Raw genomic sequence first — 25,932 nt, 5'->3', positions numbered from 1 at the left:
GCGGCACCCGCTCGGGTGCCGCGCCGGACTGGCGACCTACTGGAACGGCCCCCTGCAGGGTCCCGACGCGAGCTCGCGAGCGTCGGGGGGCAGGGGGTGCTTCCTCAGGACTCGGCGCCCTCCTGCTCGGTGCTGCCGGCGCCGCGGCCCTGGTTCAGGACGTCGCGCGCCCCCGGACCGCCGACCAGGCGGTCGTCGCCGTTGCCGCCGTCGAGCGTGTCGACGCCGAAGCCGCCGAGCACCACGTCGGCACCGTTCTCGCCGGACAGCGTGTCGTCGCCGGCGCCGCCGCAGATGACGTCGTCGCCGTTGCCGCCGCTGATGGTGTCCTTGCCGCCGAGGCCCATGATCACGTCGACGCCGTTGGTGCCGCGCAGGACGTCGTCCCCGGCGGTGCCGCGCATCGTCGGGACGAGGCCGTTGCAGCGCTCGTCCAGGTCGATCCCGACCAGCAGCGGGTCGTGGTCGCTCGAGCGGTACGGGGTCGCGGCGTACAGCGCCTCGTCGCCCGCGTACTGGTAGGCGAAGGACTCGACCGAGTTGATGTTCCAGTGCACCGCACCGGTCACCTTCCCCGTCAGCGACGCGGTGGCCAGGGCGTGGTCGAGCGAACCGGACAGGTTGTCGAACACGTAGCTGTACCGCTCGGGGTCGAACCGCGAGCCCAGGTCGGTCAGCCCGGCGCCGCGGAGGGCCACGATCGGGTCCTCCTGCGTGTAGGCGTTGTAGTCGCCGAGGGAGATGACGTCGGGGTCGCGCTCCCGCAGCTCGTCGATGAACGCGGCGAGCGACCCGGCCTGGCGGACCCGGTCGCCGTTCCACGCGCCCTGGCCGTCGCCGGTGTCGGCGTTGTCCCCCGTGGCGCCGGTCGGCGAGCCCTTCGACTTGAAGTGGTTGGCCACCACGGTGAAGGCGTCGCCGTCCTTGACGAAGGTCTGCGCCTGCGGCTCGCGGGCGTTGTCCCAGACCTCCTCGTCGACCAGACCGACGGGCTCCCCGACCGGCTGGACGACGCCGGCCTGGTAGATGATCGCGCTGCGGATGACGTCCCGGTCGACGTCGTAGAGCTCCTCCGGCAGCGGGACGTAGGCCCACTTCTCGTACCGGGCAGCCGTGTTGAGGCGGGTCACCAGGTCGGCGAGCGCGGCGTCGGCGTTCCCCGGGTCGCGGCCGGTCGAGTCGGTGTCCTCGATCTCCATGAGCGTCACGACGTCGGCGTCGAGCGCGTTGATCGCCGGGACGATCTTCCCCGCCTGCTGCTCGAACTCACGCTGGCTGGTGGCTCCCCGGGCGTTGGGACCGCTGAGCGTCAGGAAGTAGTTCAGGACGTTGAACGCGCCGACCTGCACGTCGCCGCCGACCGCGTCCGGCGTGGCCGGACGGGTGTTCTGCGGCGCGAAGACGCCCGCGGCGGTGCCGTCGGCCGGCTGCAGCCGCCACTGGTCGAAGCCGTAGCCGAGGACCAGCGGCTCGGTGAACGCGAGCTGGTCGCCCACCCGGACCGGGGTCTCCGGCGTCAGGTACGGCCGGGTGGTGACGCTCACCCGGGCGCTGACGCCGTCGTCGAGGACGATGCCGCGCATCGCGTTCTCGGCGGCGATGGCCTGCGCCTCGGCGCCGGGGCGGGCGAGCTCCGTCGGCTGCACGAGCAGGCCGCCCTCGGAGAGGGTCAGCTCGCCGAAGCTGGTCAGGTCGAAGACCTCGCTGACGGTGAGCGTGTCGACGGGAGCGACGAGCATGCCCTCGAGCCGCTCACGGACGACGTCGTCGGCCGGCAGGTCCAGCGGGGCCGGGGTCGGCAGGTCCGCGGCGGTGCCGTCGGCGCAGACCGCGACGTCGGTGCGTGCGGTGATCTGCGTCTGGCCGCCGAACTCCTGGGCCTGGCCGGTGACGGCGACGGTGTCGCCGAGGCCGACGTCGACCGGGCTGAAGACGAAGATCCCGTCGGAGGTGGCGGTGTCGCCGTCGCCGTCCACGTCCTGGAGGTGGAAGCCGCTGAAGCCGGGGAGGTCGGCGACGACGGTGCCGCGGACGGTGACCTGCTGCCCAGCGAACGGGGTGGTGGCCCCGGCGCCCTGGACGGCGCCGATCTCGCGCGTCGGGTCGGCGTCACAGACATCGGTCCCGACCGGCGGAGGCGTACCGATCACCGGGTTCACAGCGCCCCGGGTGTTGGCCGCAGCCGCCTGCCACTCGAGCCCGCCTGTCGCCGTGTCGTAGACGCGGGACAGGGACTGCCCTTCGGGCACCGCGTTCTCCGAGACCCCGATGTCGGTGCTCGTCCGGCCCTGGGCCGGGCCGTTCGTGGGGGTCAGGACACCCTCGTACGAGAGGAACTCGAGCACCTCTGCCCCGCGGACCAGCGCGATGCCGTCGTTGCCACCGTTCTGCAAGCCGTCGACGGGGTAGTCGACGACCACCACGGCAGCGGCATCTGCCGGAGCCGTCGCCACGGGGACCGCCGGAGCGGCCGGCGTGTCGTAGCGCTGGTTGTTCCCGCCGTTGTAGCGGACGAGCTCGAGTCCCTCCGAGGTCGTCCCGGGCGGAAGCGTGATCTCGACGAATTCACCGCTGTCGGTGCTGGCGTCGTCGTAGTGGATCTCGGAGATGTACGGCGCGGTCGGCGCGGCGGCCGACGCGGCAGTGGGGAGACCCGTGACGGCGACGGCCACGGCGGCGGCGCCGAGTGCCGCCCGGCGCGCGAGCAGGCGCCGGGAGCCGGTTGATGAGAGCACTGAGGACCCTTCAGGCAGGTACCAGGACGTGAGCGACGCTAAGCAGCCGCCGTGCACACTCCAACAACGGTTCGTAACGAGTGGGTGACTACCCGCAGGGAGTGTGACCCGGATCACCGACTTGTCGGCGTGTCACCGAGTCGACACGCCGACACGGCGACATGGCGGCCCACAGCCGCTGTCCGAACGCGTGTTCGAGCCCCGTGTCAGACTGCCGGGGTGGCAGGCGGGATGCAGCGGGGCAGGTCACGGCCGTCGCTCGGCGAGCGGGCCGCGGACTCCGGCGTCGCGCCGGCCCTGCCCCCGGAGGCGCCGCCCCGGCCGCCCGTACGCGAGCCCGCGCCGGGCCGCCACTGCTGGGTGCGCACCCCGCCCGGCGCGGACCGGACCGTCCCCGGCCTGCTCGTGGAGTGGCGCCAGGCCGCCAGCGGCTGGCAGGGCCGGGTCGCCTACGCCGTCCCCGGACCGCACGGGCCGGTGCTCGTCGAGGCGTGGCTACCGGCGGGGTCGCTGGAGCAGCGCTAGGGGTTTCCCGCCCGCATCGAGGGCTATGGCCTCCGGGACCGATGGACGACGACGCAGCGGAGGCACTGCGATGACCGAACCCGACCGCCCGACCCTCGACGACGTCATGGACACCGAGGAGTCGGCGCCGCGCGACCGTCAGCAGCACGGCAAGACCGACCCGCGCCCCGACGACGACTGGCTGCAGCACCGCACCGAGCAGGAGCGGCAGGCCGTCGGCTCCGACGACGCCGACCCGGCCGGCGCGGAGTTCCACGCCGCCACCGACTGAGGAAGGACCCTCCTGCCCCCCACCCCTCGCTCCGCTCGGGCGGGCCCCTGCAGGAGGGCCGCACAGTACGTCTCTCGGGGCGGGCGCCGGACGGCGCCCGCCCCTCAGCCCCGGCCCAGCGCGGTGCTGCGCCCGAGCAGCAGAGCCAGCACCAGCGCCCCGCCGATGCCGGTGCCCGCGACCGCCACCGCGCCCGGCCACCCCGCGGTCGCCCAGGCCCGGCCGGCCAGCGTGCCGCCCACGGACGAACCGACGTAGTACCAGAACGAGTACAGCGAGGCGGCCTGGCCGACCGGCCGCTCCCCCAGGGCCGCCCGCGCGGCCACCCAGCCGCTGGCCACGCCGTGCGCGGCGAAGAAGCCGACCGTCAGCACCGCCAGGCCCGCGACGAACAGCGCCAGCGGCGCGGCCAGGGTCAGCGCGAGTCCTGCCGCGGTCACCGCCAGCGCCACCGGGACCACCACCCGCCGCCCGACCCGCTCGGCCAGGCCGCCGGCCACCGGCGAGGCCACCGACCCCAGCAGGTAGGTCAGGAACACCAGGCCGGCCAGCGCGGGCGACAGCCCGTACGGCTGCGCCTCCAGCCGGAACGTGCCCGCGTTGTAGACCGCCACGAACCCGCCCATCAGCAGCGCCGCCAGCCCGTAGAGACCGAGCAGCACCGGGTCGCCGAAGCCGCGGGCGAGCTGGTGGAGCACCGGCGTCCCCCGCGGCACGGCGACGAACCGGCGCGAGGCCGGCAGCAGCACCCAGACGGCGACCGTGCACGCCACCGCGAGCCCGGCGATGCCGCCGACCGCCGCCCGCCAGCCGCCGAGGTCGGCCAGCGCCCCGGCGACCACCCGGCCGCTGAGCCCGCCGATCGCCGTGCCGCCGACGAACAGCCCGATCGCCCGGGAGCTCACCGACGCGTCCAGCTCCTCGCGCAGGTAGGCGACGCCGACGGCGGGCAGCCCGGCCAGCGCGAAGCCCTGCAGGCCGCGCAGGGCCAGCAGCGCCTCCCACGCCGGCGCCACCGCGGTCAGCACCGCCAGGCCGCTCGCCGCCGCCAGCGCCGCCCGCAGCACCGGCCGGCGGCCGACCCGGTCCGACAGCGGGCCGAGCACCAGCAGCCCCAGCGCCAGGCCCGCCGTCGCCACCGAGACCGACAGCGTCGCCGCGGCCGGCGACACGGCGAAGGCGCGGGTCAGCTCGGGCAGCAGCGCCTGCGGGGCGTAGAGGACGGCGAACACGGCGACGCCGGCGAAGAACACCGCCAGCGACGCGCGGCGCAGCGCGGGGTCGCCGGCCCGGTGCCCCCGCGGCAGCGGCTCCTCCCCGCCCGGTGCGGCGGCGGGAGGGGACGGCACGCGCCCATCGTGCCCGGCTGCTGGGATGGTCCCGTGTCCCGCCTCCGGCCCGCCGACGTCGCCTGCTGGGTGGTCAAGACGGCCCGGCCGCCCGACGCCGTCGTCCCCGGCTGGCGTCCCGGGGAGCCGGCGACGTTCTCCCGCTGCCTGCGCCGCTCCTACCGGCTGGGGCTCATGCGCCCCGGCGACCCGTGCCTGCTGTGGCGGAGCGGCCCCGACCGCCCGGGCGTGCACGCGACCGGGGAGCTCGCCGGGGAGGTCGGCGAGGACGCGGACGGGCCGGTCGTCGTCGTCCGGCTCACCCTGCTCGCGGCCCCGGTGCCGCGCGGCGACCTGCTGGCCGACCCGGCCGCCCGCGACGCCGAGGTGCTGCGCATGCCCGCCGGCAGCAACCCCTCCTACCTGACGCCCGCGCAGCACGCCGCCGTCCTCGCCCACCTCGGCTGACCCGCCTCCCGCGCGCGAAAGGCGGCAGGGGCGGGCGCGGGACCGGCTGGGACCATGGGCCGCATGCCCGGCAAGCGGATCACCTGGGGGGCGGTCGCCTGGCTGCTGACCCTCCAGTTCTTCGTCGTCGAGACGGTCGTGCAGTCGCGGTCGGTGCTGCCGTACTCGCGCTCGGCCGACACCATCAGCGCCCTGGGGGACGCCACCCAGCCGGCGCACGCGCTGATGAACGCCTCGTTCGTGGTGCAGGCGGGGCTGATCGGCGCCGGGGCGGTGGCGCTGCTGCCGGTGCTGCGGGGGCGGGCGGCGCGCCCGGCGGTGGCGCTGCTCGGCGTGGCCGCGCTGGGGGTGCTGCTGGTCGGCGTCTTCCCGCGGCTGACCTCGCCGGGCCTGCACACCGCCGGCACGGTGCTGTACCTGGTCGGCGGCGGCCTCGGGCTCATCGCGCTGGCCTACGCCGTGCGGCCGTGGTCGGAGGCGCTGGGCACCACCGTGGTCCTGCTCGGCCTGTTCGCCACCGCGATGACCGTCTTCTACGGTGCCGGGGTGGTCGAGCTGCTCGGCGAGGGCGGCACCGAGCGCGCGGCGGCGTACGTGCTGCCGATCGGGCTGGCGCTGGCCGGGGCGGGGCTGTGGTGGCTCAGCCGGACCCGCGCGGAGCCCGACACCAGCCGCCCGACCCGGCGGCAGCTGCGCGCCCGGGAGCGCGAGCGGGAGCGGCTGGAGCGGGCGCGGCGCGCCGCCGAGCGGGACGACGCGCTCGAGGCCGCCGCCCGCCGCGCCGACACGACCCGGGAGATCCCGGCCGACGCCCACGACGACGCCGACGACGACCTGGACCCCGACGACCCGTGGGCCGGCCCGCGCCGGCGCCGGGAGGGCTGACCCGCTCGCGGGCGTCCCGGCGCGCGGCCACGATGGGGCCATGACCGCCGAGGAGACCGCGCCCGCCCTGCAGGAGATCCCCGTCGAGGAGTGCCACCGGCTGCTGGCCACCCAGGAGATCGGCCGGCTCGGGGTGAACGCCGAGCACCACCCGCTGATCTTCCCGGTCAACTACGCGATGGACGGCACCACGATCGTCATCCGCACCTCCCCCGGCACGAAGCTGGCCGCCGCGGAGCACGCCAACGTGAGCTTCGAGGTCGACGAGATCGACCGGCGCACCCGCAGCGGCTGGAGCGTGCTGGTGCGCGGCGTCGCCGAGGTGGTGGGCCCCGAGCACCGCGCCGACCTGGTCGCGCGCACACGGGCCACGGGCCTGGAGCCGTGGGCGCCCGGGGAGCACGGGCACTGGGTGCGGCTGATCCCCACGGCGGTCACCGGCCGGCGGATCGTGCCCGGCGAGCTGCCGCCCGCGGTGGACCCCCGCGCCTACCTCTGAGCGGCCGCCTCCAGCACCGGCTCCGGCTGCCGCACCCGGCCGCGGCGGCGGGACAGCGCCACCCCGGCCAGGCACACGGCACCCCCGGCGACGGCGAGCGCCGGCGGCACCTCGTCCAGCAGCGCCCACCCGAGGACGACGACCAGCGGCGGCACCAGGTACGTCGTGACGCCGAGCCGGCCGGCCTCCGTGCGCGCCAGCGCGTAGGCCCAGGTGCTGAACGCCAGCGCCGTCGGGACCACGCCCAGGTAGACCATCCCCAGCACCGACGACGCCGGCGCGGCGGCCAGGTCGGACACCAGCGCGCCGGCCCACGGCAGGCAGCACGCCGCCCCGATCGCGCAGGCGGTCGCGGTCACCTGCAGCGGCGGCAGCCGGCGCAGCACCGGCTTCTGCGCCACCACGCCGACGGCGTAGGTCACCGCCGCGACCAGGCACAGCAGCACCCCGAGCAGGTCACCGCCGCTCCCCCGGCCGGCCACCCCGATGAGCAGCACCCCGGCGAAGGCGACGGCGAGCCCGGCGACCAGCCAGCGCGGGAAGCCCTCGCGCAGCCACACCCCGGCGAGCACCGCGATCAGGATCGGCCCGATGTTGACCAGCATCGCCGTCGTCCCGGCGTCCAGGTGCCGCTCGGCGGCGTTGAGGGCGACGTTGTAGACGGCGAACCAGCCGACCCCGCAGACCGCCAGCAGCCCCCACTCCCGGCGGGTGGGGGCGACCCAGCCGCGGCCGAGCGACAGCAGCGCGAGCACCGCCGTCCCGACCAGGAGCCGCCCCAGCGCCAGCGCGCCCGGGGAGAGGTCGGCGCCGACGGCGCGGATGCCGATGAAGGCCGACGCCCAGGCGAGGACGGTGACGGCGACGGCGGCGAGGACGGGCAGGGACACCGGACGGGCGGGCACCAGCCGACGGTAGGGGCCGCGTGTGCCCGCGCACCGGCGGTTTCCGGACCTGGCGCTGTCCTTGCGGAGATCGGCAGGAACGGCCCCCTCGCAGGGGCCCGCCGCGAGCCTGCGAGCGGTGGGGGCGAGGGGGTCCTTCGTCAGCCGCGGAGGTGCTCGGCGTAGGTGACCCGCCCGCGCGCCGCCTGCGGGCCCGGCAGCACGCCGCCCTCGCGGAACGCGGCCGACAGCCGGCCCGGCAGCGGGGTGGACACCACCCGCACCGAGGGCTCGCGGGCGGCGACCCAGGCGCGGGCGAGGTCGGCCGCCGAGAGGTCCTCGGGCCCGCCGAACTCGACGACCTCCCCGCCGGACGGGGACCCGGCGACGACCCCGGTGAGGAACCCGGCCGCCTCGCCGACGTCGACCGGCGCGGCGCTCCAGCCCATCGGCACGATCAGCACCGGCCCGCGGCGGGCGGTGCCGAGCATCTCGTCGACGAAGTCGTGCCACTGGGTGATCCGCACGATGGTCACCGGCAGCCCCGACGCCAGCACCACCTGCTCGGCGGCGAACTTGGCCCGGTAGAAGCTCCACGGCACCCGGTCCACACCGACGATCGACACGTACACCAGGTGCTGCAGCCGGTCGCGGTCCAGCGCCTGCACCAGCCGCCGGGTGCCGGCGACGTCGACCTGCCACGGGTTGCCCCGTGGGTCGGTGGCGGCGTGCACGACCACCTCGGCGCCGCGCACCGCCGTCGCGAGGTCCCGGCCGGTGGCCAGGTCGGCCCGCACCCCGCCCGGGCCGGTCCCCCGTCTCGACACCTGCCGCACCTGGTGCCCCGCCGCCTGCAGCGACGGGACCAGGACCCGGCCCAGCCTCCCCGTACCTCCGGTGACCACGACGTCCATGGGTGCAGTCTGGCCGGACCGGTCCTTCCCGTTCCACCGGCGTGCCGCACCAGCCGTATCTCACGTGCGAGATACCGTTCCCGACCGTGACGGCGACCGAGCTCCCGGCCGAGACCACGACCACCTCCTCCCCCACTCCCTCGCCAGCGGTGAGCGCGACCCAGCGCATCGGCCTGCTGGTCCGCGACGCGCGGCGGCACCGCGGGCTGACCCAGCAGCAGCTGGCCGAGCGCCTGGGCACCAGCCAGAGCGCGATCGCCCGGATCGAGCAGGGCGGGCAGAACCTCACCCTCGACCTGCTCGGCCGGCTGTCCGAGGCGCTGGAGAGCGCACTGATCAGCGTCGGCCCGGCCGGCCCCACCCACCTGCGGGTCACCGGCGGCACGCCGCTGCGCGGCAGCGTGACGGTCAAGTCGTCGAAGAACGCCGCCGTCGCGCTGCTGTGCGCCGCGCTGCTCAACCGCGGCCGGACGACGCTGCGCAACGTCGCCCGCATCGTCGAGGTGGACCGGATCCTCGACGTGCTCCGCTCGATCGGCGTCGTCGCCACCTGGGACGGGACCGGCCGCGACCTGACCCTGCAGGTCCCCGACCAGCTCGACCTGGCCGGCATCGACGCCGACGCCGCCCGCCGGACCCGCAGCATCATCATGTTCCTCGGCCCGCTGCTGCACCGCGCCCGCACGTTCCGGCTGCCCTACGCCGGCGGCTGCGACCTCGGCACCCGCACCGTCGAGCCGCACATGATCGCGCTGCGCCCGTTCGGCCTGGAGGTCGAGGCGCACGCCGGCGAGTACCACGCCACCGTCGACCCGCGGGCCACCGGGCGGCGCACCATCGTGCTGACCGAGCGCGGCGACACCGTGACCGAGAACGCGCTGCTGGCCGCCGCCCGAACCGAGGGCACCACGGTCATCCGCAACGCCAGCTCCAACTACATGGTCCAGGACCTGTGCCTGTACCTGCAGCTGCTCGGCGTCGACGTCGAGGGCCTCGGGACGACGACGCTCACCGTGACCGGCCGGGCGGTGCTCGACGCCGACGTCGACTACACGATCAGCGAGGACCCGGTCGAGGCGATGAGCCTGCTGACCGCCGGCATCGTCACCGAGTCCGAGCTCACCGTCCGCCGCGCGCCCATCGAGTTCCTCGAGATCGAGCTGGCGGTGCTGGCCGAGATGGGCCTGCGGTACGACCTCTCCCCCGAGTACCTCGCCGACAACGGCCACACCCGGCTGGCCGACGTCACCATCCGCCCGTCGCAGCTCAAGGCCCCGATCGACAAGATCCACCCGATGCCGTTCCCGGGGCTGAACATCGACAACCTGCCGTTCTTCGCGGTCATCGCCGCCTCGGCCACCGGCTCGACGCTCATCCACGACTGGGTCTACGACAACCGCGCGATCCACCTGTCGGACCTGACCCGCCTGGGCGCCGACGTCCGGCTCATGGACCCGCACCGGGTGCTCGTCACGGGCCCGACCCGCTGGCGCAGCGCCGAGGTGGTCTGCCCGCCGGCGCTGCGGCCCGCGGTGTGCATCCTGCTGGGGATGCTGGCCTCGCGCGGCACGTCGGTGCTGCGCAACGTCGACATCATCGCCCGCGGCTACGAGCACCTCTACGAGCGGCTGATCGAGATGGGCGCCTCCATCGAGGTCTTCTCCGACTAGAAGGACCACCCTTCCCCCCACGCCTCGCTCCGCTCGGCGCGGGTCCCTGAAGGGTGGCCGCTCCAGTACGTCACCTCTCCTGGGCGGTGGGGCGGACGAGGACCTCGTTGACCGCCACGTGCGGTGGCTGGGACACCACGTAGACGATCGCCCGCGCGACGTCCTCGGCCTGCAGCGGCGTCATCTCGGTGTACATCCGCTGCGAGGCGGCCTTCGCGTCCGGCTGGGTGATGTGGTCGGTGAGCTCGGTGGCCACCGCCCCCGGCTCGACCAGCGAGACCCGCACGCCCCGGGTGGTCACCTCCTGGCGCAGCGACTCGCTGAAGGCGTTCACCGCCCACTTGCTGGCGTTGTAGACGCCGGCGCCCTTGCGCGCGGTGCGACCGGCGACGCTCGAGACGTTGACGACGTCGCCGGAGCCCTGCTCGACCATGCCGTCGATCGCGGCGTGGGTCGTGTACATCAGCCCGAGCACGTTGGTCGACAGCATCCGCCGCCAGTCCTCGACGTCGGCGCCGACGATCGTGCCGAGCAGCATCACGCCGGCGTTGTTGACCAGGACGTCGAGCCCGCCGAGCTCCTCCCGCGTCCGGGCGACGGCGGCCCGGCAGGACGCCTCGTCGGTCACGTCCAGGTCGAGGGTCAGCACGCGGGCGCCGTCGCCCGCCAGCTTCTCCGCCAGCGCGGACAGCCGGTCGGCGCGGCGGGCGCCGATCGCCACGGCGGCGCCGGCGTCGGCGAGCGCGACCGCGGTCGCCTCCCCGATCCCCGACGACGCCCCGGTGACCAGGGCGACCCTCCCGGACAGTGGTCGGCCGGCGTCGGTCATGCGGTCCTCCTCCCGGGCCGCGCGGTGCGGCACCCCGGCCAGCCTGCGCCCGCCCGCGGGATCCGGCAGCGCGGGCGGCTCAGCCCTCCGGCAGGACGACGCCGAAGCCGCGCACGGCCAGCCGCAGCAGCACCGGCCCGCCGCGCTGCAGGTCGGCCACCCGGGCGGCGGACGCCGCCTCGAGCTGGGCCACCCGGCGGGCCAGCGCCTCGGGCCCGTGCAGGCGCGCCCGGTGCAGGACGGTCGTGTTGCCCCACACCCGGCGGCGCGACTCGCGCAGCAGCACCCGGGCCGCCGTCCGGTTGAGCCCGCCCATGACCCGGTCGACCGGCGTGCGGCGGCTGCCCGCCGCCTGCAGGGCGAGGTCCTCGGCGGCCACCCGGCCGGCCAGCACCTCGTCGATGCGCTCGTGGTCGCGGCGGCGGGAGTCCAGCAGCGGCGGGTCGGCGAAGTCGGCCGGGCCGATCACCCGCACCAGCGACTGCGGCAGGTCGAAGTTGATGTGGGCGTTCATGCCGAGCAGCACGTGCGCCTCCGGCCGGGCGGCCGGGTCCGTGCCGAACGCGGCCCGCCACGGCGCCGGCGGGGTGGCCGGGTCCCGGCGGTGCGCCTCCAGGGCGTCGAGGTAGAGCCCGGCGAAGTCGACGTCCCAGTCGGTCACCCAGTCCGGGTCCTCGAACCGGCCGGCGTCGATCGCCGCGTTCACCGCCTCCGTGGTGCGCAGGTAGGTGCCGAGGAAGTGGCGGGCGGGGTCGCGAACCGCGACGAGGGCGTCGAGCAGGTCCTGCATGCGGGCGACCAGCTCGTCCACCGGTGCGGTCACGCCCCGATCGTCCCCCGCGGCGGGCGTCCCGCGCGCGTCAGGCCGCGAGCAGGACCGGCAGCCGGTCGAGGGCCGCCGTCACCAGGTCCGGCAGGTCCCCGGCCTCGCCGGCCAGCCAGCCGGCCTGGGCGACCTCGAAGCAGGCGACGACGAGCTTGGCCAGCAGCAGCGCGTCCCCCGCCGGGACGCCGCGGGCGGTGAGCCCGTCGGCGAGCGCGGCCTCCCAGCGGCGCAGCTTCGCCGCCGCCCGCGACCGCAGCGCCGGCACGCCGGCCACCACCCGCTCGCGGGTGAGCAGCAGGTCGCGCAGCGGGGCCACCTCCCCGGCGATCGCGACGGCGGCCGAGCGCAGCGCGGCCCACGGGGACAGGCCCGGCGGGGCCTCGGCCACCGCCGCCGCGGCGGCCGCGAGCAGGTCGTCCTCGAGGCCGAAGAGCAGGTCGTCCTTGTCGGCGAACAGCCGGAACAGCGTGCTGCGCGAGACGTCGGCCGCCGCCGCCACCTGCTCGGTGCTCGTGGCTGCGTAGCCCTGCTCGGCGAACAGCGCGACCGCGCGGCGGGTCACCTCGGCGCGCAGCCGCCGGCGCCGTCGCTCCGCGGCCGTCTCGGTCACCCGCCACCTCCTGTTGACACGGAGTCCCGTCCTGACACAGAGTCTCACATCGGGACGACGTCCCGCGAGAGGAGACGCGATGAGCGACATCCGCACGGCCCTGGTCACCGGCGCGACGTCGGGAATCGGGCGGGCCGCCGCCGGGCACCTCGCCGCCGGCGGGGAGTGGCGCCTGCTGCTCGGCGCCCGCGACGCCGCCCGCGGCGCCGCGGTGGCCGCCGAGCTGGGGCCGCCGGCCGAGGTGGTCGACCTGGACCTGGCCTCCCTCGACGCCGTCCGCGCGGCCGCCACCCGGGTCGCCGCCCGGGTCACCGCCGGGGAGCCGCTGGACGCGCTGGTGCTGGCCGCCGGCGTCCAGGTGCCGGTCGCCGACCGGGCGAGCGCCGACGGCTACGAGCTGACCTTCGCGGTCAACCACCTCGCACACTTCCTGCTCACCGTGGAGCTGCTGCCGCACCTGACGCCGGGCGCCCGGGTGGTGGTGGTCAGCAGCGGCACCCACTGGGGCACCTGGCGGAAGTCCGGGCCGTTCCCGGCGCCGCGCTGGGCTGACCCGCGCGAGCTGGCCCGGCCGCGGCGCGAGTCCGGGCAGCGCGCCTACGCGACGTCGAAGCTGGCCAACGTCCTCTTCGGCGCCGAGCTCGCCCGCCGGCACCCGGAGCTCGACGTCGCGGTGTACGACCCCGGCCTGGTGCCGGGCACCGGACTGCACCACCAGTACCCCGCCCCGGCCCGCGCGCTGTACACCGGACTCGCGCCCCTGCTCGCCCGGCTGCCGTTCGCGTCCGGCCTCGACGAGGCGGGCGCGGGGCTCGCCGCCGCGGTCACCGGGCCGGCCGGCACCAGCGGGCGCTACCTGGAGCGCGGCGTCGAGGCGCCGTCGTCGCCGGACAGCCGCGACCCCGGCCGCGCCCGGGAGCTGTGGGAGGCCGGCCTGGAGCTGACCCGCCCTCAGATCAGCGCGTCGTAGCCGTCGTCGGGGGGCAGCAGCCCCGAGTCGACCGGCGGGCGGTGCGGCTGGTCCAGCCCGCGCATGCGGGCCGCGTGCAGCGCCAGCAGCAGGTTCAGCCGCAGCGTGGGATCGGTGGTGAAGGGCCCGAGCAGCCGCTCGAGCTTGCCGATCCGGTAGCGCATCGTGTTGTAGTGGAAGTGCAGCCGGCGGGCGGACTCCGCGACGTTGAGGTTGGTCTCCAGCAGCACCCGCAGCGTCTCGCGCAGGTCGGCCGAGTCCGGGTCGGCGGCGTCGGCCAGCGAGCCGAGCACCTCGTCGACGTAGGAGCGCAGCTCCGTGCTGTCCGGGATGAGCGACAGCAGCCGGAACACCCCGAGCTGGTCGAAGTGGGTGACCGCGGCCGTCCCGTGGATCTCCTGCCCGACGCCGAGCGCCCGCTGCGCCTGCTGGTGCGCCTCACCCAGCGCCGAGATCGACCCGGCGGGGCGGCCGATGCCGGTGCCGAGCACCCGGCCCACCCGGCGCACCCGCGCGTTGACCCGCGAGGTCACCGCGGTCACCAGCGAGGTGATCTCCTCCGGCGTCCGCCCGTCCAGCGGCAGCACGGTGACGATCTCGGTGGACAGCCCCGCGACGGCGGCGCCGCTCACCTCGGTCTCCAGCGCCGCCCGCCAGCCGTCGGCCAGCCGGTCGAGGACGTCGAGGGCGCGGGTGGGGTCGGCCGCCGGGTCGGCAGCGGTCTCGGTGGCGGTGACCAGGACGACGACGGGGCCGTCGAGCCGCCAGCCGAAGGAGCGGGTCTGCGCCAGCGCCCGCTCGGTGTGCCGCAGCGAGCCGCCGACCAGCCGGCGGACCAGGTCGCCCTGGAAGCGGAGTTCCACCGAGTGCACCGCCTGCTGGCGGATCACCGACAGCGCCGAGACGACGGCGGCCCGCTCCAGCACACCGCCGGCGCCGACCACCATCTGGCCGCTGCGGTGCACGGCGACCAGCCAGCCGTGCCGCTGGTCGCCGGCCATGATCGGCGCGACCGCGTACTCCCCCACCCCGCCGGGCAGCTCGTGGTGGCCGGGGACGAGGAGGATGCCGTCGGCCGGGGACAGGTCGGCGTCGGCGAGGACGTCGGCGGGCGTGACGACGGTCTGGTCGGCGCGCACGCCCGACAGCCGGTGGGCCGGCGCCATCATGGCCAGCTCGTCCTCGGCCTCGGCGTCGAGCAGCCACAGCCAGTCGCTGATCTCGGCCACGTCGCCGGGCGGGCCGGCGCTGGTGACGATCTCCCGGTCGGGGCCGAGCCCGAGGACGGCGGCGCCCTCGAGGTAGGTGGCCAGCTGCTCGGTGACCTCGGCGAGGCCGCCGCCGCTCAGGGCGACGTCGATGAACTGGTCGTGCATGCGGGCGGAGACGGCCAGCGCCTCGCCCTGGCGGCGCACGACCGCGCCGAGCACGTCCGAGACCGCCTCGTCCATGCGGACGGCGGCCGGCAGGGCCACCACGGGGAACCCGTGCCGCTCGGCCTCGGCGAGCACCTCGGCCGGCACCGGGGGTGGCCCCTCCGTGCGGCGGAAGGCCAGCGCGGCGGCGCCGACCTGCAGCAGCCGGTCCACCAGGGCCCGGCAGGCGGCGGCGTCGGCCGGGGGCAGCCGGGCGCCGAGGACGACGAGGACGTCGGGGCCGGCGGTGGCCAGCGGGGCCGACGGGTCGTCGACGACCATGTGCCGGACGACGCGGCCGGTCCCGGCGCGGCCGGCGACCACCTCGGCGCCCAGCAGGCGGGGCAGGCGCAGCGCCTCGTCCAGGCGCAGGCCGACGTTGTCGCGCCACCCGGCGCGCTCGTCGCGGGGCGGCAGCGCGCGGGACGGGGAGGAGTTCTGCCACCCGTGCGGCAGCTGCAGCGGCGCAGTCGGGTACATCGCCGAGGTCATCGGCATCTCACTGTGAGTCACGACTCGCCCTCCTCCTCACCCGTCGTCCGTCTCGAGTTGCGGGAAACTGGCAGGTGTGCCTGGACGGGCACCCCCATTCTTGGCCACATTCGCCATAAGAGGACGTGCGACGCGCCGCATAGCTTCGAGTCAGTCGGTCCGTCCGCTGGATGGTAGGCGTTCCCCTCAGGTGGTGCGTCTCACCCTCCGACGGCCGGTCCGAGGGGCGGGAGTCGAGCGGAGGGTCGCTCCCGCTGTCCGACGGGGAAGGGCTGCACAGATGCGCACCATCGACCACTCGACCACCGGTTCTCCGACCGCACCGGGGCGCGCCGCCCGTGCCGGCGTCCCGACGATCCCCCTGCCCCGCTCGTCGGCGCAGGAGACGTTGCGGACCGCGTCGCCGGCACGCGCCGCCTCGGCCGTGCCGGCCTCGGCCAGCACCGGCGTGGCCGACCTGCTGCGTGGTCCCGTCCGCCCGGCCCGGGTGCTCATGAGCATGCCCGCGGCGGTGTACCTCCAGGTGCCCACCGAGCGCGGCACCGACGTCGTCGGGGTGCTCACCAGCGACGCCGCCCGGCTGCCCCTGGGGTGCGTGCTCTTCCGACCCAGCAACGGACGTCCCCTCGTCGCGCTGCCCAGCGGTGCGCCCGCCGAGGTCGGCGGCGGCCGGATCGTCGTCGGCGACCTGGTCGTGCGGGCCGCGGCCTGGTGGGACCCCCGGCCGCGGCTGCCCAGCCCGCGTCCGGCGCTGCTGCCCGAGGGCGTGCGCCAGCTGCGCACCACCCTCTACGGCGAGGGCGTCCCGCACAGCGCGTTCACGCTGCCCGGCCTGCCCGCCGGCCCCGGCGGCCCGCTGGCCGCGCTGCGGGGCGCGGTGCGCCGGGCCGACCTCGACGCCGCGCTGCGCACCGCCGCCCGGCTGATCGGCCTGGGCCCGGGCCTCACCCCCGCCGGCGACGACGTCATGGCCGGCACGATGGCCGGCCTGGTGCTGCTGCGGCACCCGGCCGCGGAGCGGTTCGCCGCCGGCGTCTACTCGCTGGCCGCCGGCCGCACCACCGAGCTCTCCCGGGCGCTGCTGCGGCACGCCGCGGCGGGCCGGGTCAGCGGCGAGTACGCCGCGGTGCTGCAGGGCCTGGTCGGCGAGCGCCCGCTCGGCCCGGCCATCGAGGGCCTGCTGGCCACCGGCTCCACCAGCGGCCGGGCCATGGCGCTGGGCCTGTGCACCGCGATCGACCTGGTCGACCGGACCACCCGCGCCCGCTGACCGCACGACGTCCCGACAGCGGCCCCCTCCTTCCCGGGAGGGGGCCGCTGTCGCGTGGGCGACGGGTCCGCCCGGCCCGGGCCGTCTCCCCTCCCGGCACCCACCGACCCCGAGGAGCACGCGATGTCCTTCCAGGCCTACCTCGACGCGATCGAGGAGAAGACGGGCCTCACCCCGCGCCAGCTGCTCGCGCAGGCGCACGAGCGGGGCCTCGACGCCCCGGGCACCAAGGCGGGTGAGGTGGTGGCGTGGCTGGCGCAGGAGCACGGTCTCGGCCGCGGTCACGCGATGGCGCTCGTGCACGTGCTGAAGAACGGCCCGGTCATCGACGGCAAGCACGTCGGGAGCACCGGCGCGCACCGCGACGCCTCCGACACCCTCTGGCTCGACGGCAGGGCGACCAAGCCGGCCGGGTGACGTGCCGCGGCGGGGTCCTCCGCTCAGAGGCGGCAGGCGTGGATGCTCGTCACGAGGATGGCGCGGGCGCCGAGCTCCCAGAGCTCGTCCATGACCCGGTTGGTGTCGGACTGGCGCACCATCGCGCGCACCGCCGACCAGCCCTCGGTCTGCAGCGGGCTGACCGTCGGCCCCTCCAGGCCGGGGGTGAGCTCGGTGGCCCGGGCCAGCAACTCGTTCGGGCAGTCGTAGTCCAGCAGCACGTACTGCCGGGCCACGAGGACCCCGCGCAGCCGCCGGCGCAGCTGGGCGACGGCGGGGATCTCCTCCGCGCCCTCGCGGCGCACGAGCACCGCCTCGCTGGTGAGCACCGGCTCGCCGATGATCCGCAGGCCCGCGGCGCGCAGCGTCGTCCCGGTCTCGACGACGTCGCACACGGCGTCGGCCACCCCGAGGCGGCAGGCGGTCTCCACCGCGCCGTCGAGCTTGACCACGCCGGCCTTGATGCCCGACTCGTCCAGGTACCGCTGCAGCAGCACCGGGTAGGCGGTGGCGATCCGCCGGCCGGCCAGCTTCTCGACCGAGTCGATGCCCGACTCGACCGGGCTCGCGAACCGGAACGACGAGCGGCCGAAGCCCAGCGGCATGACCTCGACGGCGGTCGGGCCCTCGCCGTCGGCCGGCGCGGTCTCCAGCAGCATGTCGCGGCCGGTGATGCCGACGTCGAGGGTGCCGGCGGCCACGTAGACGGCGATGTCGCGCGGGCGCAGGTAGAAGAACTCGGTGTCGCTCTCGGGGTCGTAGACCGCGAGGTCCTTGGTGCTGCGCCGCTGGCGGTAGCCGCTCTCGGCGAGCATCGCGGCCGCGGGCTCGCTCAGGACGCCCTTGTTGGGCACGGCGATGCGCAGCACTGGGTGGCTCCTTCGTTGAGTGCTCGTCCGATGGTCTCTCGGCCCTCCTGCAGGGTCCCGCCGCGAGCGTGCGAGCGGTGGGGGGCAGGAGGGTCCTTCCTCAGAGGTGGGTGTAGACGTCGTCGAGGGTCAGCCCGCGGGCGAGCATGAGGACCTGCACGCGGTAGAGGAGCTGGCTGATCTCCTCGGCGGTCCGCTCGGGCCCCTCGTGCTCGGCGGCCATCCAGGACTCCGCCGCCTCCTCGACCACCTTCTTGCCGGCGGCGTGCACGCCGTCGCGGACGGCGGTCACCGTGCCCGAGGCCGGGTCGCCCGCGGCGACCTTGGCCGACAGCTCGGCGAACAGCTCGTCGAAGCGCTTCACGCCTGCCCCTGCCCGACGGCGGGGGTGACCTGGAAGCCGGTGGAGTGCCGCGGCCCGCGGAGGTCGCGGAGGGTGAGCGCGGTGGCCAGCGCGGCGACGGCGGCCTCCCAGCCCTTGTCCTCGGCGGAGCCGGGCAGGCCGGCGCGGTCGCGGGCCTGCTCCTCGGTGTCGCAGGTGAGCACGCCGTTGCCGACCGGCTTGCCGGCGTCCAGCGCCACCCGGGTGAGGCCCGCGGTGACCGCGTCGCAGACGTACTCGAAGTGCGGGGTGCCGCCGCGGATCACCACGCCGAGCGCGACGACGGCGTCGTGCCGCTCGGCCAGCGCCTGGGCGACCACCGGCAGCTCCACCGCGCCCGGCGCCCGGACGACGGTCGGCTCGCCGACGCCGCTGGCGCGGGCGGCCTCGACGGCGCGGGCGAGCAGCGCGTCGGTGATCTCGGCGTGCCAGGTGGTCGCGACGATGCCCAGCGTCAGCCCGGCGGCGTCGACCGCGCCGGCCTCGGGACGTCCCTGTCCACTCACAGCTGCTGCTCCCGCCGGCCGAGCGGGACGTCGGTGCCGGGGACGGTGGCGTGCTCACCGGCGGGGACGTCGGCCGGGCCGGACTCCGTCTCGGGCTCGATGATGTCGAGCAGGTGGCCCATCCGGTCGCGCTTGGTGCGCAGGTAGGACAGGTTCTCGGCGGTGACGTGGCTGGGCAGCGGCACCCGGCCGGTGACCTTGAGGCCGTAGCCCTCCAGGCCCGCGCGCTTGGCCGGGTTGTTGGTCAGCAGCCGCATGGTGTGCACGCCGAGGTCGACGAGGATCTGCGCGCCGGTGCCGTAGTCGCGGGCGTCGGCGGGCAGGCCCAGGTCGAGGTTGGCGTCGACGGTGTCCACGCCGGCGTCCTGCAGCTGGTAGGCCTGCAGCTTGTGCAGCAGGCCGATCCCCCGGCCCTCGTGCCCGCGGATGTAGAGCACGATCCCGCGGCCCTCGTGCGCGACGGCGGCCAGCGCGGCCTGCAGCTGGGGGCCGCAGTCGCAGCGCAGCGAGCCGAAGACGTCGCCGGTGAGGCACTCGGAGTGCACGCGGACGAGCACGTCCTCGCCGTCACCGATGTCGCCGTAGACGAAGGCGACGTGCTCGCGCTCGTCGTAGGAGCTGCGGTAGCCCACCGCGGTGAAGGTGCCCGGCGCCAGCGGCACGGTGGCCTCGGCGACCCGCTCGACCAGCTTGTCGAACCGCTTGCGGTAGGCGATGAGGTCGGCGATGGAGATCAGGCACAGGTCGTGCTCGTCGGCGAAGACCCGCAGCTCCTCGGCGCGGGCCATGCCGGTCGGGTCCTTCTCGCTGACCAGCTCGCACAGCGTGCCCGAGGGGCGCAGGCCGGCCAGGACGGCGAGGTCGACGGCGGCCTCGGTGTGCCCGGGCCGGCGCAGCACGCCGCCGTCCTTGGCGCGCAGCGGCACGATGTGGCCGGGGCGGGCGAGGTCGGCCGAGGAGGTGTCCGCGGCGGCGAGCAGCCGGATGGTGTGCGCGCGGTCGGCGGCCGAGATGCCGGTGGTCACGCCCTCGCGGGCGTCGACGGTCACGGTGTAGGCGGTGCCACGGCGGTCCTGGTTCACCCGGAACATCGGCGGCAGGTCCAGCCGGTCGGCGTCGGCCTCGGTGACCGACACGCAGATGTAGCCCGAGGTGTAGCGGACCATGAAGGCCACGAGCTCGGGGGTGGCCAGCTCCGAGGCGAAGATGAGGTCGCCCTCGTTCTCGCGGTCCTCGTCGTCGATGACGACGACGGGGCGGCCGTCCTTGACCGCCGCGATGGCGCTCTCGACCGTGTCCAGGCGGACTGCTCCGCTCATCGTCGCGCTCCCAGCAGGCGTTCCACGTACTTGGCGATCACGTCGACCTCCAGGTTGACCGGGTCACCCGGGGCGCGGCCGCCCAGCGTGGTCTCCCGGAGGGTGGCGGGGATGAGGCTCACCTCGAACCAGGGCTCGGGGTCGTCGGCCGCGCTGAGCGCGCTGACCGTGAGCGAGACGCCGTCGACGGTGATCGAGCCCTTCTCGACGACGTAGCGCGCCAGCTGCGGCGGCAGCGCGACGCGGACGACGTCCCAGTGCTCGCTCGGCGTGCGCGAGACGACCGTGCCGACGCCGTCGACGTGGCCCTGCACGACGTGCCCGCCCAGGCGCCCCCCGGCGGCGACGGCGCGCTCGAGGTTGACCGGGTCGCCGTCGCCGAGGGCGCCGAGGCTGCTGCGGCGCAGCGTCTCGGCCATGACGTCGGTGGACCACACCTGGTCGCCGCCGGGGCCGGGCTCGACGCCGGTGACGGTGAGGCAGACGCCGTTGACCGCGATCGAGTCGCCGAGGCGCACGTCCTCGAGCACGCGGCGGGCGCGGATGCGCAGCACCGCGGCGTCGGCGGAGTCCTCCCGCGCGGCGAGGGAGCCGACCTCCTCGACGATGCCCGTGAACACGTCAGCCCCTCTCGTCCGCGACCGGTCGGTCTCCAGTGTGCCGGGTCGGCCGCAGGCGGATCTGCACGTCCCCGCCCAGCAGGGTGACGTCCCGGACCTCCAGGGACAGCGCCGCGCCGATCGTGCTGATTCCCAGGTCCCCCACCAGCGAGGGACCGGCACCCAGCAGCTTCGGCGCGAGGTGGACGACGGCCTCGTCGACCAGCCCGGCGCGCAGGAAGGCGGCGGCGAGCGTCGGGCCGCCCTCGAGCAGCACGCGGCGCACGTCGCGGTCGAACAGGTCGGCCAGGATCGCCGCCGGGTCCCCGACCCGCGTCAGGTGGGTCGGCGCCGCGTCGTCGAGGACGCGGGCCGTGGGAGGCACCCGGTGGCCGCGGTCGGCGACGACGCGGAGCGGCTGGCGGGCGGCGTCGCGGCCGTCGGCGTCGCGGACGGTGAGCTGCGGGTCGTCGGTGAGGACGGTGCCCGACCCGACGAGGACGGCGTCGCAGCGGGCGCGCAGCGCGTGGACGGCGGCGCGGGCGGTCTCCCCGGTGATCCAGCGGCTGGTGCCGTCGGCGGCGGCGACCCGGCCGTCGAGGGTGGTGCCGACCTTCCAGACGACGTGCGGCCGGCCCGCGCGGGCGCCGGTGAGCCACGCGGCGAGCGCGCCCTCCTCGGCGGCCTGCTGCTCGACGCCCACCTCGACGTCGACGCCGGCCGCACGCAGCCGCTCGGCGCCGCCCCCGGCCAGGCCGGTGGGCTCGGGCACCGCGACGACGACGCGGGCGATCCCGGCGGCCAGCAGCGCGTCGGCGCACGGGCCGGTGCGGCCGGTGTGCGCGCACGGCTCGAGGGTGACCACGGCGGTGCCGCCGCGGGCGTGCTCCCCCGCCCGGCGCAGCGCGTGCACCTCGGCGTGCGGCCCGCCGGGCGGGGAGGTGGCGCCCTCCCCCACGACCGCGCCGCCGGCGTCGAGGACGACCGCGCCGACCGGCGGGTTGGGGCTGGTGGTGCCGAGGACGCTCTCGCCGAGCGCGCGCGCCCTCGCCATGGCGGCCTGCTCGGCCGGGGTGACCGTCACCCGGCGGCCGCCGCCGTGGCCTGGGCGCGCAGCGCGGCGATCGCGCGGGCGGGGTCGTCGGCGCCGTAGACGGCGGAGCCCGCGACGAAGACGTCGGCGCCGGCCTCGGCGGCCCGCTCGATGGTGTCGGCGTTGATGCCGCCGTCGACCTCGACCAGCAGCCGCAGGTGGCCGGTGTCGACCAGCTCGCGGGCGCGGCGGACCTTGGGCAGCACGTCGGCGATGAACGCCTGGCCGCCGAAGCCGGGCTCGACGGTCATGACCAGGAGGGTGTCGAAGTCGCGGAGGACGTCCTCGTAGTCCTCCAGCGGCGTGCCGGGCTTGATCGCCAGGCCGGCCAGGGCGCCGGCGGCCCGGACGTCCCGGGCGACGCCACGGGGGTCGCGGGTGCATGCCTCGGCGTGCACGGTGACGTTGCGGGCGCCGAGCTCGGCGTACCCGGGCGCCCACCGCTCGGGCGCCTCGATCATCAGGTGGCAGTCCAGCGGGATCGGGCTCACCGCCTGGATCGCCTCGACCACCGGCCGCCCCAGGGTGAGGTTGGGGACGAAGTGCGCGTCCATGACGTCGACGTGCAGCCAGTCGGCGTCGGCGACGCGGGCCACCTCGTCGGCCAGCCGGGCGAAGTCCGCCGAGAGCAGACTGGGGGCGATCATCGGGGTCCGGGCGCCGTCGTCCGAGTGCACGTCGTCCGAGTCTAGGCAGCCGGTGATCACCCCCTCCGGCCGCGCCCGCTCAGTCCCGGTCGGGCAGGGCGGTCCAGTCGGCCCACGAGACGTCGCGGCCGACGTAGCGCGGCGCGCGCAGCGGCCACTCCGCGGCCAGCCAGCGCGGGACGAACGCGTCCAGCGCGGCCTCGACCTCGGTGCCGGCCAGCCGGTCGACCACCCACCAGGACACCTCGGCGTCGGCGTCGCCGGCCTTCTCCGGCGGGTCGACGTAGACGCAGCCGAGCAGCTCGGTCTCGTCCTCGTCGAGCAGCGCGTAGTTGAAGCTCTCGTGCGCCTCGATCTCCCGCTCGTGGCGGGCGAGGTCCTCGCGGTCCTGCTCCTCGGTCATCGTCGCAGGCGGCCAGCCCCACGCCTCGCCGTAGATCCCCCACAGCCGCTCGCGGGAGCCCATGACGGCGGGGAAGTCGATGGCGGTGTCGGCCGCGCGGATGGGGCGCAGGTGCTGACCGGTGGGCAGCTCGGCGCGGACGGGGTGGACGAAGTCGTCGGGGAGCCAGGAGTCCGAAGGCGAGGGCACGGCGGGGCAGGCTAGGCGACGGACGCCGGTCGTGGGGCCCCGCGCGTCTCAGCGGGTGCGGCGCAGCAGGGCCAGGAACATCGCGTCGGTGCCGTGCCGGTGCGGCCACAGCTGCCCGTACGCGCCGCGCTCCATCCCGGGGACCTCGGGGAACAGCGGCGCCACCGGCAGCACCTCGACGTCGTCCCGCGCGGCCGCGGCGTCCGCGACCGCGACGGTCTCCGCGGCGTGCGGCGAGCAGGTCACATAGGCGACGACGCCGCCGGGGCGCACCGAGGCCAGCGCGCGGTCCAGCAGCGCGGTCTGCAGGTCCACCAGCGGGCCGACGTCGTCCGGCGTGCGCCGCCAGCGCACCTCCGGCCGCCGGCGCAGCGCGCCCAGCCCGGTGCACGGCGCGTCGACCAGCACCCGGTCGAACGAGCCCGGCGCCCACGGCGGCTCGCGCCCGTCGGCGACGAGCACCTCGACGTCGCCCTCCCCCGCCAGCGCCCCGCGCACCAGCTCGGCGCGGTGCGGCGCGCGGTCGGCGGCGGTCAGGTGCACCCCGGCCGGGCGGACGGCGGCCAGCAGCCCCGCCTTGCCGCCGGGGCCGGCGCAGACGTCCAGCCAGCGGGCGTCCGGGCCCTCCAGCGGCGCGCGGGCGAGCAGCAGCGCGGCGAGCTGGCTGCCCTCGTCCTGCACCGCGGCCCGGCCCGCCCGCACCGACGGCAGCTTCCCGGGGTCTCCCCCGCCCAGGCGCACCGCGTACGGCGACCACGGCCCCGGCGTCCCGCCGGACTCCTCGGCGAGCGCCTCGCGGGGCACGTGCCGGGCGACCAGGTGCACCTCGGGCGCGGCGTCGTCGGCGAGCAGCGCCTCCTCGAGCTCGGCGTCCCCGCCCAGCGCCTCGCGCCAGGCCGACACGATCCAGCCGGGGTGGTCGGTGGCCAGCGCCAGCCGCCGGTCGCCGTCGGCGCCGAGCCGCTCGAGCCACGCCGCGCGGTCCCCGCCGGTGGCCACCTTCCGCAGCACGGCGTTGACCAGCCCGGAGGCGCCGGCACCGACGATCGCGCGGGTGAGGTCGACGGTGGTCGCGACGGCGGCGTGCGCCGGCACCCGCAGGTCCAGCAGCTGGTAGGCGCCCAGGCGGAGCAGGTCCAGGACGCGCCGGTCGAGGTCGGCCAGCGGGCGGTCGACCAGCCGGGCGAGCACCGCGTCGAGGGTGCCCTGCGCGCGCAGCGCCCCGTAGGCCAGCTGGGTGGCGAAGGCGGCGTCGCGCGGGTCGAGGTCGCGCTCGCCGAGCAGCTGCGGCAGCAGCAGGTTGGCGTAGGCCTCCCGCGCCGAGACGCCGTCGAGGACGTCGTAGGCGGTCAGCCGGGCGCCGTCGAGGGCCGGACGGCGGGGCGAGCGGTCGCGGCGCCCGCCGCGCGGGCCGGCCGGGCGCCGGGGCGGGCGACTCATGCGCCGAACCGCTCGCCGGGCGCCGGGCGGGCGCCGCGGGCCCAGTCGGCGGCCGGCAGCATCCGCTTGCCGGCCGGCTGCACCTCGCCCAGGCGGACCGAGCCGCGGCCGGTGCCGACGACGACGCCGCCTGGCCCGGCCGAGACCTCGCCGGGCGCGAGGGCCAGGGCGGTCGGCAGCGGCTCGACCGGTCCCAGGCGCAGCCGGTCGCCGCGCCAGGTGGTCCACGCCCCCGGCGCCGGGGTCACCCCGCGCACCCGCCGGTCGACCACGTGCGCGGGCAGCGCCCAGTCGACCCGGGCGTCGGCGGTCTCGATCCGCGGCGCGAGGCTGACCCCCTCGACCGGCTGGGGCCGCGGGACGAGCGTGCCGGCCGCGATGCCGTCGAGGGTGGCGACCAGCAGCCGGGCGCCGCTGACCGCGAGCCGGCCGAGCAGGTCGCCGGCGGTGTCGCGCGGGCCGATCGGCTCGGTGACCAGGCCGAAGACGGGGCCGGTGTCCAGGCCCTGCTCGAGCCGGAAGGTGCAGGCGCCGGTGACCTCGTCGCCGGCCATGACCGCGTGCTGCACGGGGGCGGCGCCGCGCCAGGCCGGCAGCAGCGAGAAGTGCAGGTTCACCCAGCCGTGCGCGGGCAGCTCCAGCGCCGCGGGCGGGACCAGCGCGCCGTAGGCGACCACCGGCGCGCAGTCGACGGCGAGGTCCGCGAGCTGCTCGAGGAACTCCGGCTCGCGCGGCGAGCGGGGCTGCAGCACCGGCAGGCCGGCGGCGTCGGCGCGCTCGGCCACCGGGGAACGGCTGACCTTCCGGCCGCGGCCGGAGCGGGCGTCGGGCCGGGTGAGCACGGCGGCCACCTCGTGGTCGGAGGCCAGCAGCGCCTCCAGCGAGGGGACGGCGGCCTCGGGCGTCCCGGCGAACAGGAGCCTCAGTGGGGGCTCACCTCCACGCGCGGGACCCAGGCCCCCATGCCCGCCCACTCGGCCTCGGCCAGCGCGGCCCGCGCCGCGGCGGCGGCCTCGGGGTCGAGCCGGTCGACGAACACGACGCCGTCGAGGTGGTCGACCTCGTGCTGCACCGCGCGGGCCAGCAGGTTCGAGCCCTCCACCCGCACCGGGTCGCCGTGCGCGTTCCACCCGGTCGCGACGACGTGCAGGTGCCGCCGGCAGTCGAAGCGGAAGCCCGGGATGGACAGGCAACCCTCGGGCGCCTCCTCGGTCTCGTCGCCGACCAGGTCGACCGAGGGGTTGACCAGGTGGCCCACCTCGCCGTCGACGTACCAGGTGAAGACCCGCAGCCCGACGCCGATCTGCGGCGCCGCGAGCCCGGCCCCGCCGGCGGCGTGCATGGTGTCGGTCAGGTCCGCGACGAGCCGGCGCAGCTCCGCGTCGAAGTCGACGACGGGCGCCGCGGGCCGGTGCAGGACCGGGTCGCCCAGCAGCCGGATGGGGGTGACGCTCAC

Annotated in this window: 28 protein-coding genes; 9 read left to right on the top strand and 19 right to left on the bottom strand. The window is 76.5% G+C overall.

What is annotated here, in order from left to right; translation table 11 throughout:
* Nucleotides 1-104 precede the first annotated feature (104 nt).
* Nucleotides 105-2,735 carry an ExeM/NucH family extracellular endonuclease gene (locus ACI8AA_RS08405; protein WP_457044028.1) on the bottom strand — a complete coding sequence of 877 codons (2,631 nt, stop codon included), beginning with the start codon at nt 2,733-2,735 and terminating at the stop codon, nt 105-107.
* 219 nt (nt 2,736-2,954) lie between these two features.
* Between ACI8AA_RS08405 and ACI8AA_RS08400 the strand changes: the two genes are divergently transcribed.
* Both ACI8AA_RS08400 and ACI8AA_RS08395 read left to right on the top strand, forming a co-directional pair.
* On the top strand, nt 2,955-3,260 hold the full coding sequence (locus ACI8AA_RS08400; RefSeq protein ID WP_457044027.1) for a hypothetical protein: 306 nt from the start codon (nt 2,955-2,957) through the stop codon (nt 3,258-3,260).
* Between the two features lie 70 nt (nt 3,261-3,330).
* Complete coding sequence (locus tag ACI8AA_RS08395) at nt 3,331-3,531, top strand: hypothetical protein (RefSeq protein WP_457044026.1); 201 nt, start codon at nt 3,331-3,333, stop codon at nt 3,529-3,531.
* Between the two features lie 104 nt (nt 3,532-3,635).
* Here ACI8AA_RS08395 and ACI8AA_RS08390 read toward each other — a convergent pair whose 3' ends face one another.
* A complete protein-coding gene (locus ACI8AA_RS08390) occupies nt 3,636-4,880 on the bottom strand; it encodes an MFS transporter (protein ID WP_457044025.1) in 1,245 nt (414 codons plus the stop codon).
* 33 nt (nt 4,881-4,913) lie between these two features.
* Here ACI8AA_RS08390 and ACI8AA_RS08385 point away from each other — a divergent pair, with 33 nt between their 5' ends.
* From ACI8AA_RS08385 to ACI8AA_RS08375, 3 genes are all read left to right on the top strand, one after another.
* Nucleotides 4,914-5,327: a hypothetical protein gene (locus ACI8AA_RS08385; RefSeq protein WP_457044024.1), complete on the top strand. Its 414-nt coding sequence runs from the start codon at nt 4,914-4,916 to the stop codon at nt 5,325-5,327.
* Between the two features lie 63 nt (nt 5,328-5,390).
* Nucleotides 5,391-6,212, top strand: a complete 822-nt coding sequence (locus tag ACI8AA_RS08380) for a DUF998 domain-containing protein (protein WP_457044023.1) — start codon at nt 5,391-5,393, stop codon at nt 6,210-6,212.
* 40 nt (nt 6,213-6,252) lie between these two features.
* The gene (locus ACI8AA_RS08375) at nt 6,253-6,711 is read left to right on the top strand and encodes a pyridoxamine 5'-phosphate oxidase family protein (protein WP_457044022.1); all 459 of its coding nucleotides are present in this window, start codon (nt 6,253-6,255) and stop codon (nt 6,709-6,711) included.
* Here the strand turns inward: ACI8AA_RS08375 and ACI8AA_RS08370 are convergent.
* On the bottom strand, nt 6,702-7,616 hold the full coding sequence (locus ACI8AA_RS08370; RefSeq protein WP_457044021.1) for a DMT family transporter: 915 nt from the start codon (nt 7,614-7,616) through the stop codon (nt 6,702-6,704). The genes ACI8AA_RS08375 and ACI8AA_RS08370 overlap by 10 nt on opposite strands.
* 140 nt (nt 7,617-7,756) lie before the next feature.
* Nucleotides 7,757-8,509: an SDR family oxidoreductase gene (locus tag ACI8AA_RS08365; RefSeq protein WP_457044020.1), complete on the bottom strand. Its 753-nt coding sequence runs from the start codon at nt 8,507-8,509 to the stop codon at nt 7,757-7,759.
* Nucleotides 8,510-8,595: 86 nt separating this feature from the next.
* Here ACI8AA_RS08365 and ACI8AA_RS08360 point away from each other — a divergent pair, with 86 nt between their 5' ends.
* Nucleotides 8,596-10,179 (top strand): helix-turn-helix domain-containing protein, encoded by a 1,584-nt coding sequence (locus ACI8AA_RS08360; RefSeq protein ID WP_457044019.1) that lies wholly within the window; start codon nt 8,596-8,598, stop codon nt 10,177-10,179.
* A 70-nt stretch (nt 10,180-10,249) separates the two neighbouring features.
* Here the strand turns inward: ACI8AA_RS08360 and ACI8AA_RS08355 are convergent, their stop codons facing one another.
* The 3 genes from ACI8AA_RS08355 to ACI8AA_RS08345 all read right to left on the bottom strand — a co-directional run bounded on the left by ACI8AA_RS08355 (nt 10,250) and on the right by ACI8AA_RS08345 (nt 12,444).
* On the bottom strand, nt 10,250-11,008 hold the full coding sequence (locus tag ACI8AA_RS08355; protein WP_457044018.1) for an SDR family NAD(P)-dependent oxidoreductase: 759 nt from the start codon (nt 11,006-11,008) through the stop codon (nt 10,250-10,252).
* A 79-nt stretch (nt 11,009-11,087) separates the two neighbouring features.
* On the bottom strand, nt 11,088-11,831 hold the full coding sequence (locus ACI8AA_RS08350) for a DUF5995 family protein (protein ID WP_457044017.1): 744 nt from the start codon (nt 11,829-11,831) through the stop codon (nt 11,088-11,090).
* A 37-nt stretch (nt 11,832-11,868) separates the two neighbouring features.
* Complete coding sequence (locus ACI8AA_RS08345; RefSeq protein WP_457044016.1) at nt 11,869-12,444, bottom strand: TetR/AcrR family transcriptional regulator; 576 nt, start codon at nt 12,442-12,444, stop codon at nt 11,869-11,871.
* A 79-nt stretch (nt 12,445-12,523) separates the two neighbouring features.
* Between ACI8AA_RS08345 and ACI8AA_RS08340 the strand changes: the two genes are divergently transcribed.
* Nucleotides 12,524-13,414 (top strand): SDR family NAD(P)-dependent oxidoreductase, encoded by an 891-nt coding sequence (locus ACI8AA_RS08340; RefSeq protein ID WP_457044015.1) that lies wholly within the window; start codon nt 12,524-12,526, stop codon nt 13,412-13,414.
* Here ACI8AA_RS08340 and ACI8AA_RS08335 read toward each other — a convergent pair.
* Nucleotides 13,396-15,342, bottom strand: a complete 1,947-nt coding sequence (locus tag ACI8AA_RS08335) for a PucR family transcriptional regulator (protein ID WP_457044014.1) — start codon at nt 15,340-15,342, stop codon at nt 13,396-13,398. The genes ACI8AA_RS08340 and ACI8AA_RS08335 overlap by 19 nt on opposite strands.
* Nucleotides 15,343-15,601: 259 nt before the next feature.
* Between ACI8AA_RS08335 and ACI8AA_RS08330 the strand changes: the two genes are divergently transcribed.
* Entirely contained in the window at nt 15,602-16,591 is a 990-nt protein-coding gene (locus tag ACI8AA_RS08330; protein WP_387986923.1) for a DUF2877 domain-containing protein, read from the top strand.
* Nucleotides 16,592-16,714: 123 nt separating this feature from the next.
* Entirely contained in the window at nt 16,715-17,008 is a 294-nt protein-coding gene (locus ACI8AA_RS08325) for a DUF4287 domain-containing protein (RefSeq protein WP_457044013.1), read from the top strand.
* 23 nt (nt 17,009-17,031) lie between these two features.
* On the opposite strand, the gene hisG is transcribed toward ACI8AA_RS08325, so the two are convergent.
* The 11 genes from hisG to def form a co-directional block, all read right to left on the bottom strand.
* The gene (hisG, locus tag ACI8AA_RS08320) at nt 17,032-17,898 is read right to left on the bottom strand and encodes an ATP phosphoribosyltransferase (protein ID WP_456926801.1); all 867 of its coding nucleotides are present in this window, start codon (nt 17,896-17,898) and stop codon (nt 17,032-17,034) included.
* Between the two features lie 100 nt (nt 17,899-17,998).
* Complete coding sequence (locus ACI8AA_RS08315) at nt 17,999-18,262, bottom strand: phosphoribosyl-ATP diphosphatase (protein ID WP_387986919.1); 264 nt, start codon at nt 18,260-18,262, stop codon at nt 17,999-18,001.
* Nucleotides 18,259-18,786: a 6,7-dimethyl-8-ribityllumazine synthase gene (gene ribH, locus ACI8AA_RS08310; RefSeq protein ID WP_457044012.1), complete on the bottom strand. Its 528-nt coding sequence runs from the start codon at nt 18,784-18,786 to the stop codon at nt 18,259-18,261. Before ribH ends, ACI8AA_RS08315 begins: the two co-directional genes overlap by 4 nt.
* A complete protein-coding gene (locus ACI8AA_RS08305) occupies nt 18,783-20,105 on the bottom strand; it encodes a bifunctional 3,4-dihydroxy-2-butanone-4-phosphate synthase/GTP cyclohydrolase II (RefSeq protein WP_456926799.1) in 1,323 nt (440 codons plus the stop codon). Before ACI8AA_RS08305 ends, ribH begins: the two co-directional genes overlap by 4 nt.
* Complete coding sequence (locus tag ACI8AA_RS08300; protein WP_457044011.1) at nt 20,102-20,725, bottom strand: riboflavin synthase; 624 nt, start codon at nt 20,723-20,725, stop codon at nt 20,102-20,104. Before ACI8AA_RS08300 ends, ACI8AA_RS08305 begins: the two co-directional genes overlap by 4 nt.
* A gap of 1 nt (nt 20,726) precedes the next feature.
* The gene (gene ribD, locus ACI8AA_RS08295) at nt 20,727-21,758 is read right to left on the bottom strand and encodes a bifunctional diaminohydroxyphosphoribosylaminopyrimidine deaminase/5-amino-6-(5-phosphoribosylamino)uracil reductase RibD (protein ID WP_457044010.1); all 1,032 of its coding nucleotides are present in this window, start codon (nt 21,756-21,758) and stop codon (nt 20,727-20,729) included.
* A 26-nt stretch (nt 21,759-21,784) separates the two neighbouring features.
* Entirely contained in the window at nt 21,785-22,474 is a 690-nt protein-coding gene (gene rpe / locus ACI8AA_RS08290; protein WP_457044009.1) for a ribulose-phosphate 3-epimerase, read from the bottom strand.
* 49 nt (nt 22,475-22,523) lie between these two features.
* Complete coding sequence (locus ACI8AA_RS08285; RefSeq protein ID WP_457044008.1) at nt 22,524-23,036, bottom strand: hypothetical protein; 513 nt, start codon at nt 23,034-23,036, stop codon at nt 22,524-22,526.
* A gap of 48 nt (nt 23,037-23,084) precedes the next feature.
* Complete coding sequence (locus ACI8AA_RS08280; protein WP_457044007.1) at nt 23,085-24,476, bottom strand: RsmB/NOP family class I SAM-dependent RNA methyltransferase; 1,392 nt, start codon at nt 24,474-24,476, stop codon at nt 23,085-23,087.
* Nucleotides 24,473-25,450, bottom strand: coding sequence for a methionyl-tRNA formyltransferase (gene fmt / locus ACI8AA_RS08275; RefSeq protein WP_457044006.1), 978 nt, complete (start codon nt 25,448-25,450; stop codon nt 24,473-24,475). Before fmt ends, ACI8AA_RS08280 begins: the two co-directional genes overlap by 4 nt.
* The gene (gene def, locus ACI8AA_RS08270; RefSeq protein ID WP_457044005.1) at nt 25,399-25,932 is read right to left on the bottom strand and encodes a peptide deformylase; all 534 of its coding nucleotides are present in this window, start codon (nt 25,930-25,932) and stop codon (nt 25,399-25,401) included. The genes fmt and def overlap by 52 nt, the downstream gene beginning before the upstream one ends.

This window comes from Geodermatophilus sp. SYSU D01180, from assembly GCF_054050415.1.
This window is presented reverse-complemented; position numbering and strand designations above follow the sequence as displayed.

Excerpts from the sequence above, each read along its gene's own strand:
- ACI8AA_RS08395 (WP_457044026.1), top strand. The coding sequence starts at position 3,331 with ATGACCGAACCCGACCGCCCGACCCTCGACGACGTCATGGACACCGAG.
- ACI8AA_RS08380 (WP_457044023.1), top strand. The coding sequence starts at position 5,391 with ATGCCCGGCAAGCGGATCACCTGGGGGGCGGTCGCCTGGCTGCTGACC.
- ACI8AA_RS08375 (WP_457044022.1), top strand. The coding sequence starts at position 6,253 with ATGACCGCCGAGGAGACCGCGCCCGCCCTGCAGGAGATCCCCGTCGAG.
- ACI8AA_RS08365 (WP_457044020.1), bottom strand. The coding sequence starts at position 8,509 with ATGGACGTCGTGGTCACCGGAGGTACGGGGAGGCTGGGCCGGGTCCTG.
- ACI8AA_RS08355 (WP_457044018.1), bottom strand. The coding sequence starts at position 11,008 with ATGACCGACGCCGGCCGACCACTGTCCGGGAGGGTCGCCCTGGTCACC.
- ACI8AA_RS08340 (WP_457044015.1), top strand. The coding sequence starts at position 12,524 with ATGAGCGACATCCGCACGGCCCTGGTCACCGGCGCGACGTCGGGAATC.
- ACI8AA_RS08330 (WP_387986923.1), top strand. The coding sequence starts at position 15,602 with ATGCGCACCATCGACCACTCGACCACCGGTTCTCCGACCGCACCGGGG.
- ACI8AA_RS08325 (WP_457044013.1), top strand. The coding sequence starts at position 16,715 with ATGTCCTTCCAGGCCTACCTCGACGCGATCGAGGAGAAGACGGGCCTC.
- ACI8AA_RS08305 (WP_456926799.1), bottom strand. The coding sequence starts at position 20,105 with ATGAGCGGAGCAGTCCGCCTGGACACGGTCGAGAGCGCCATCGCGGCG.
- ribD (WP_457044010.1), bottom strand. The coding sequence starts at position 21,758 with ATGGCGAGGGCGCGCGCGCTCGGCGAGAGCGTCCTCGGCACCACCAGC.
- ACI8AA_RS08280 (WP_457044007.1), bottom strand. The coding sequence starts at position 24,476 with ATGAGTCGCCCGCCCCGGCGCCCGGCCGGCCCGCGCGGCGGGCGCCGC.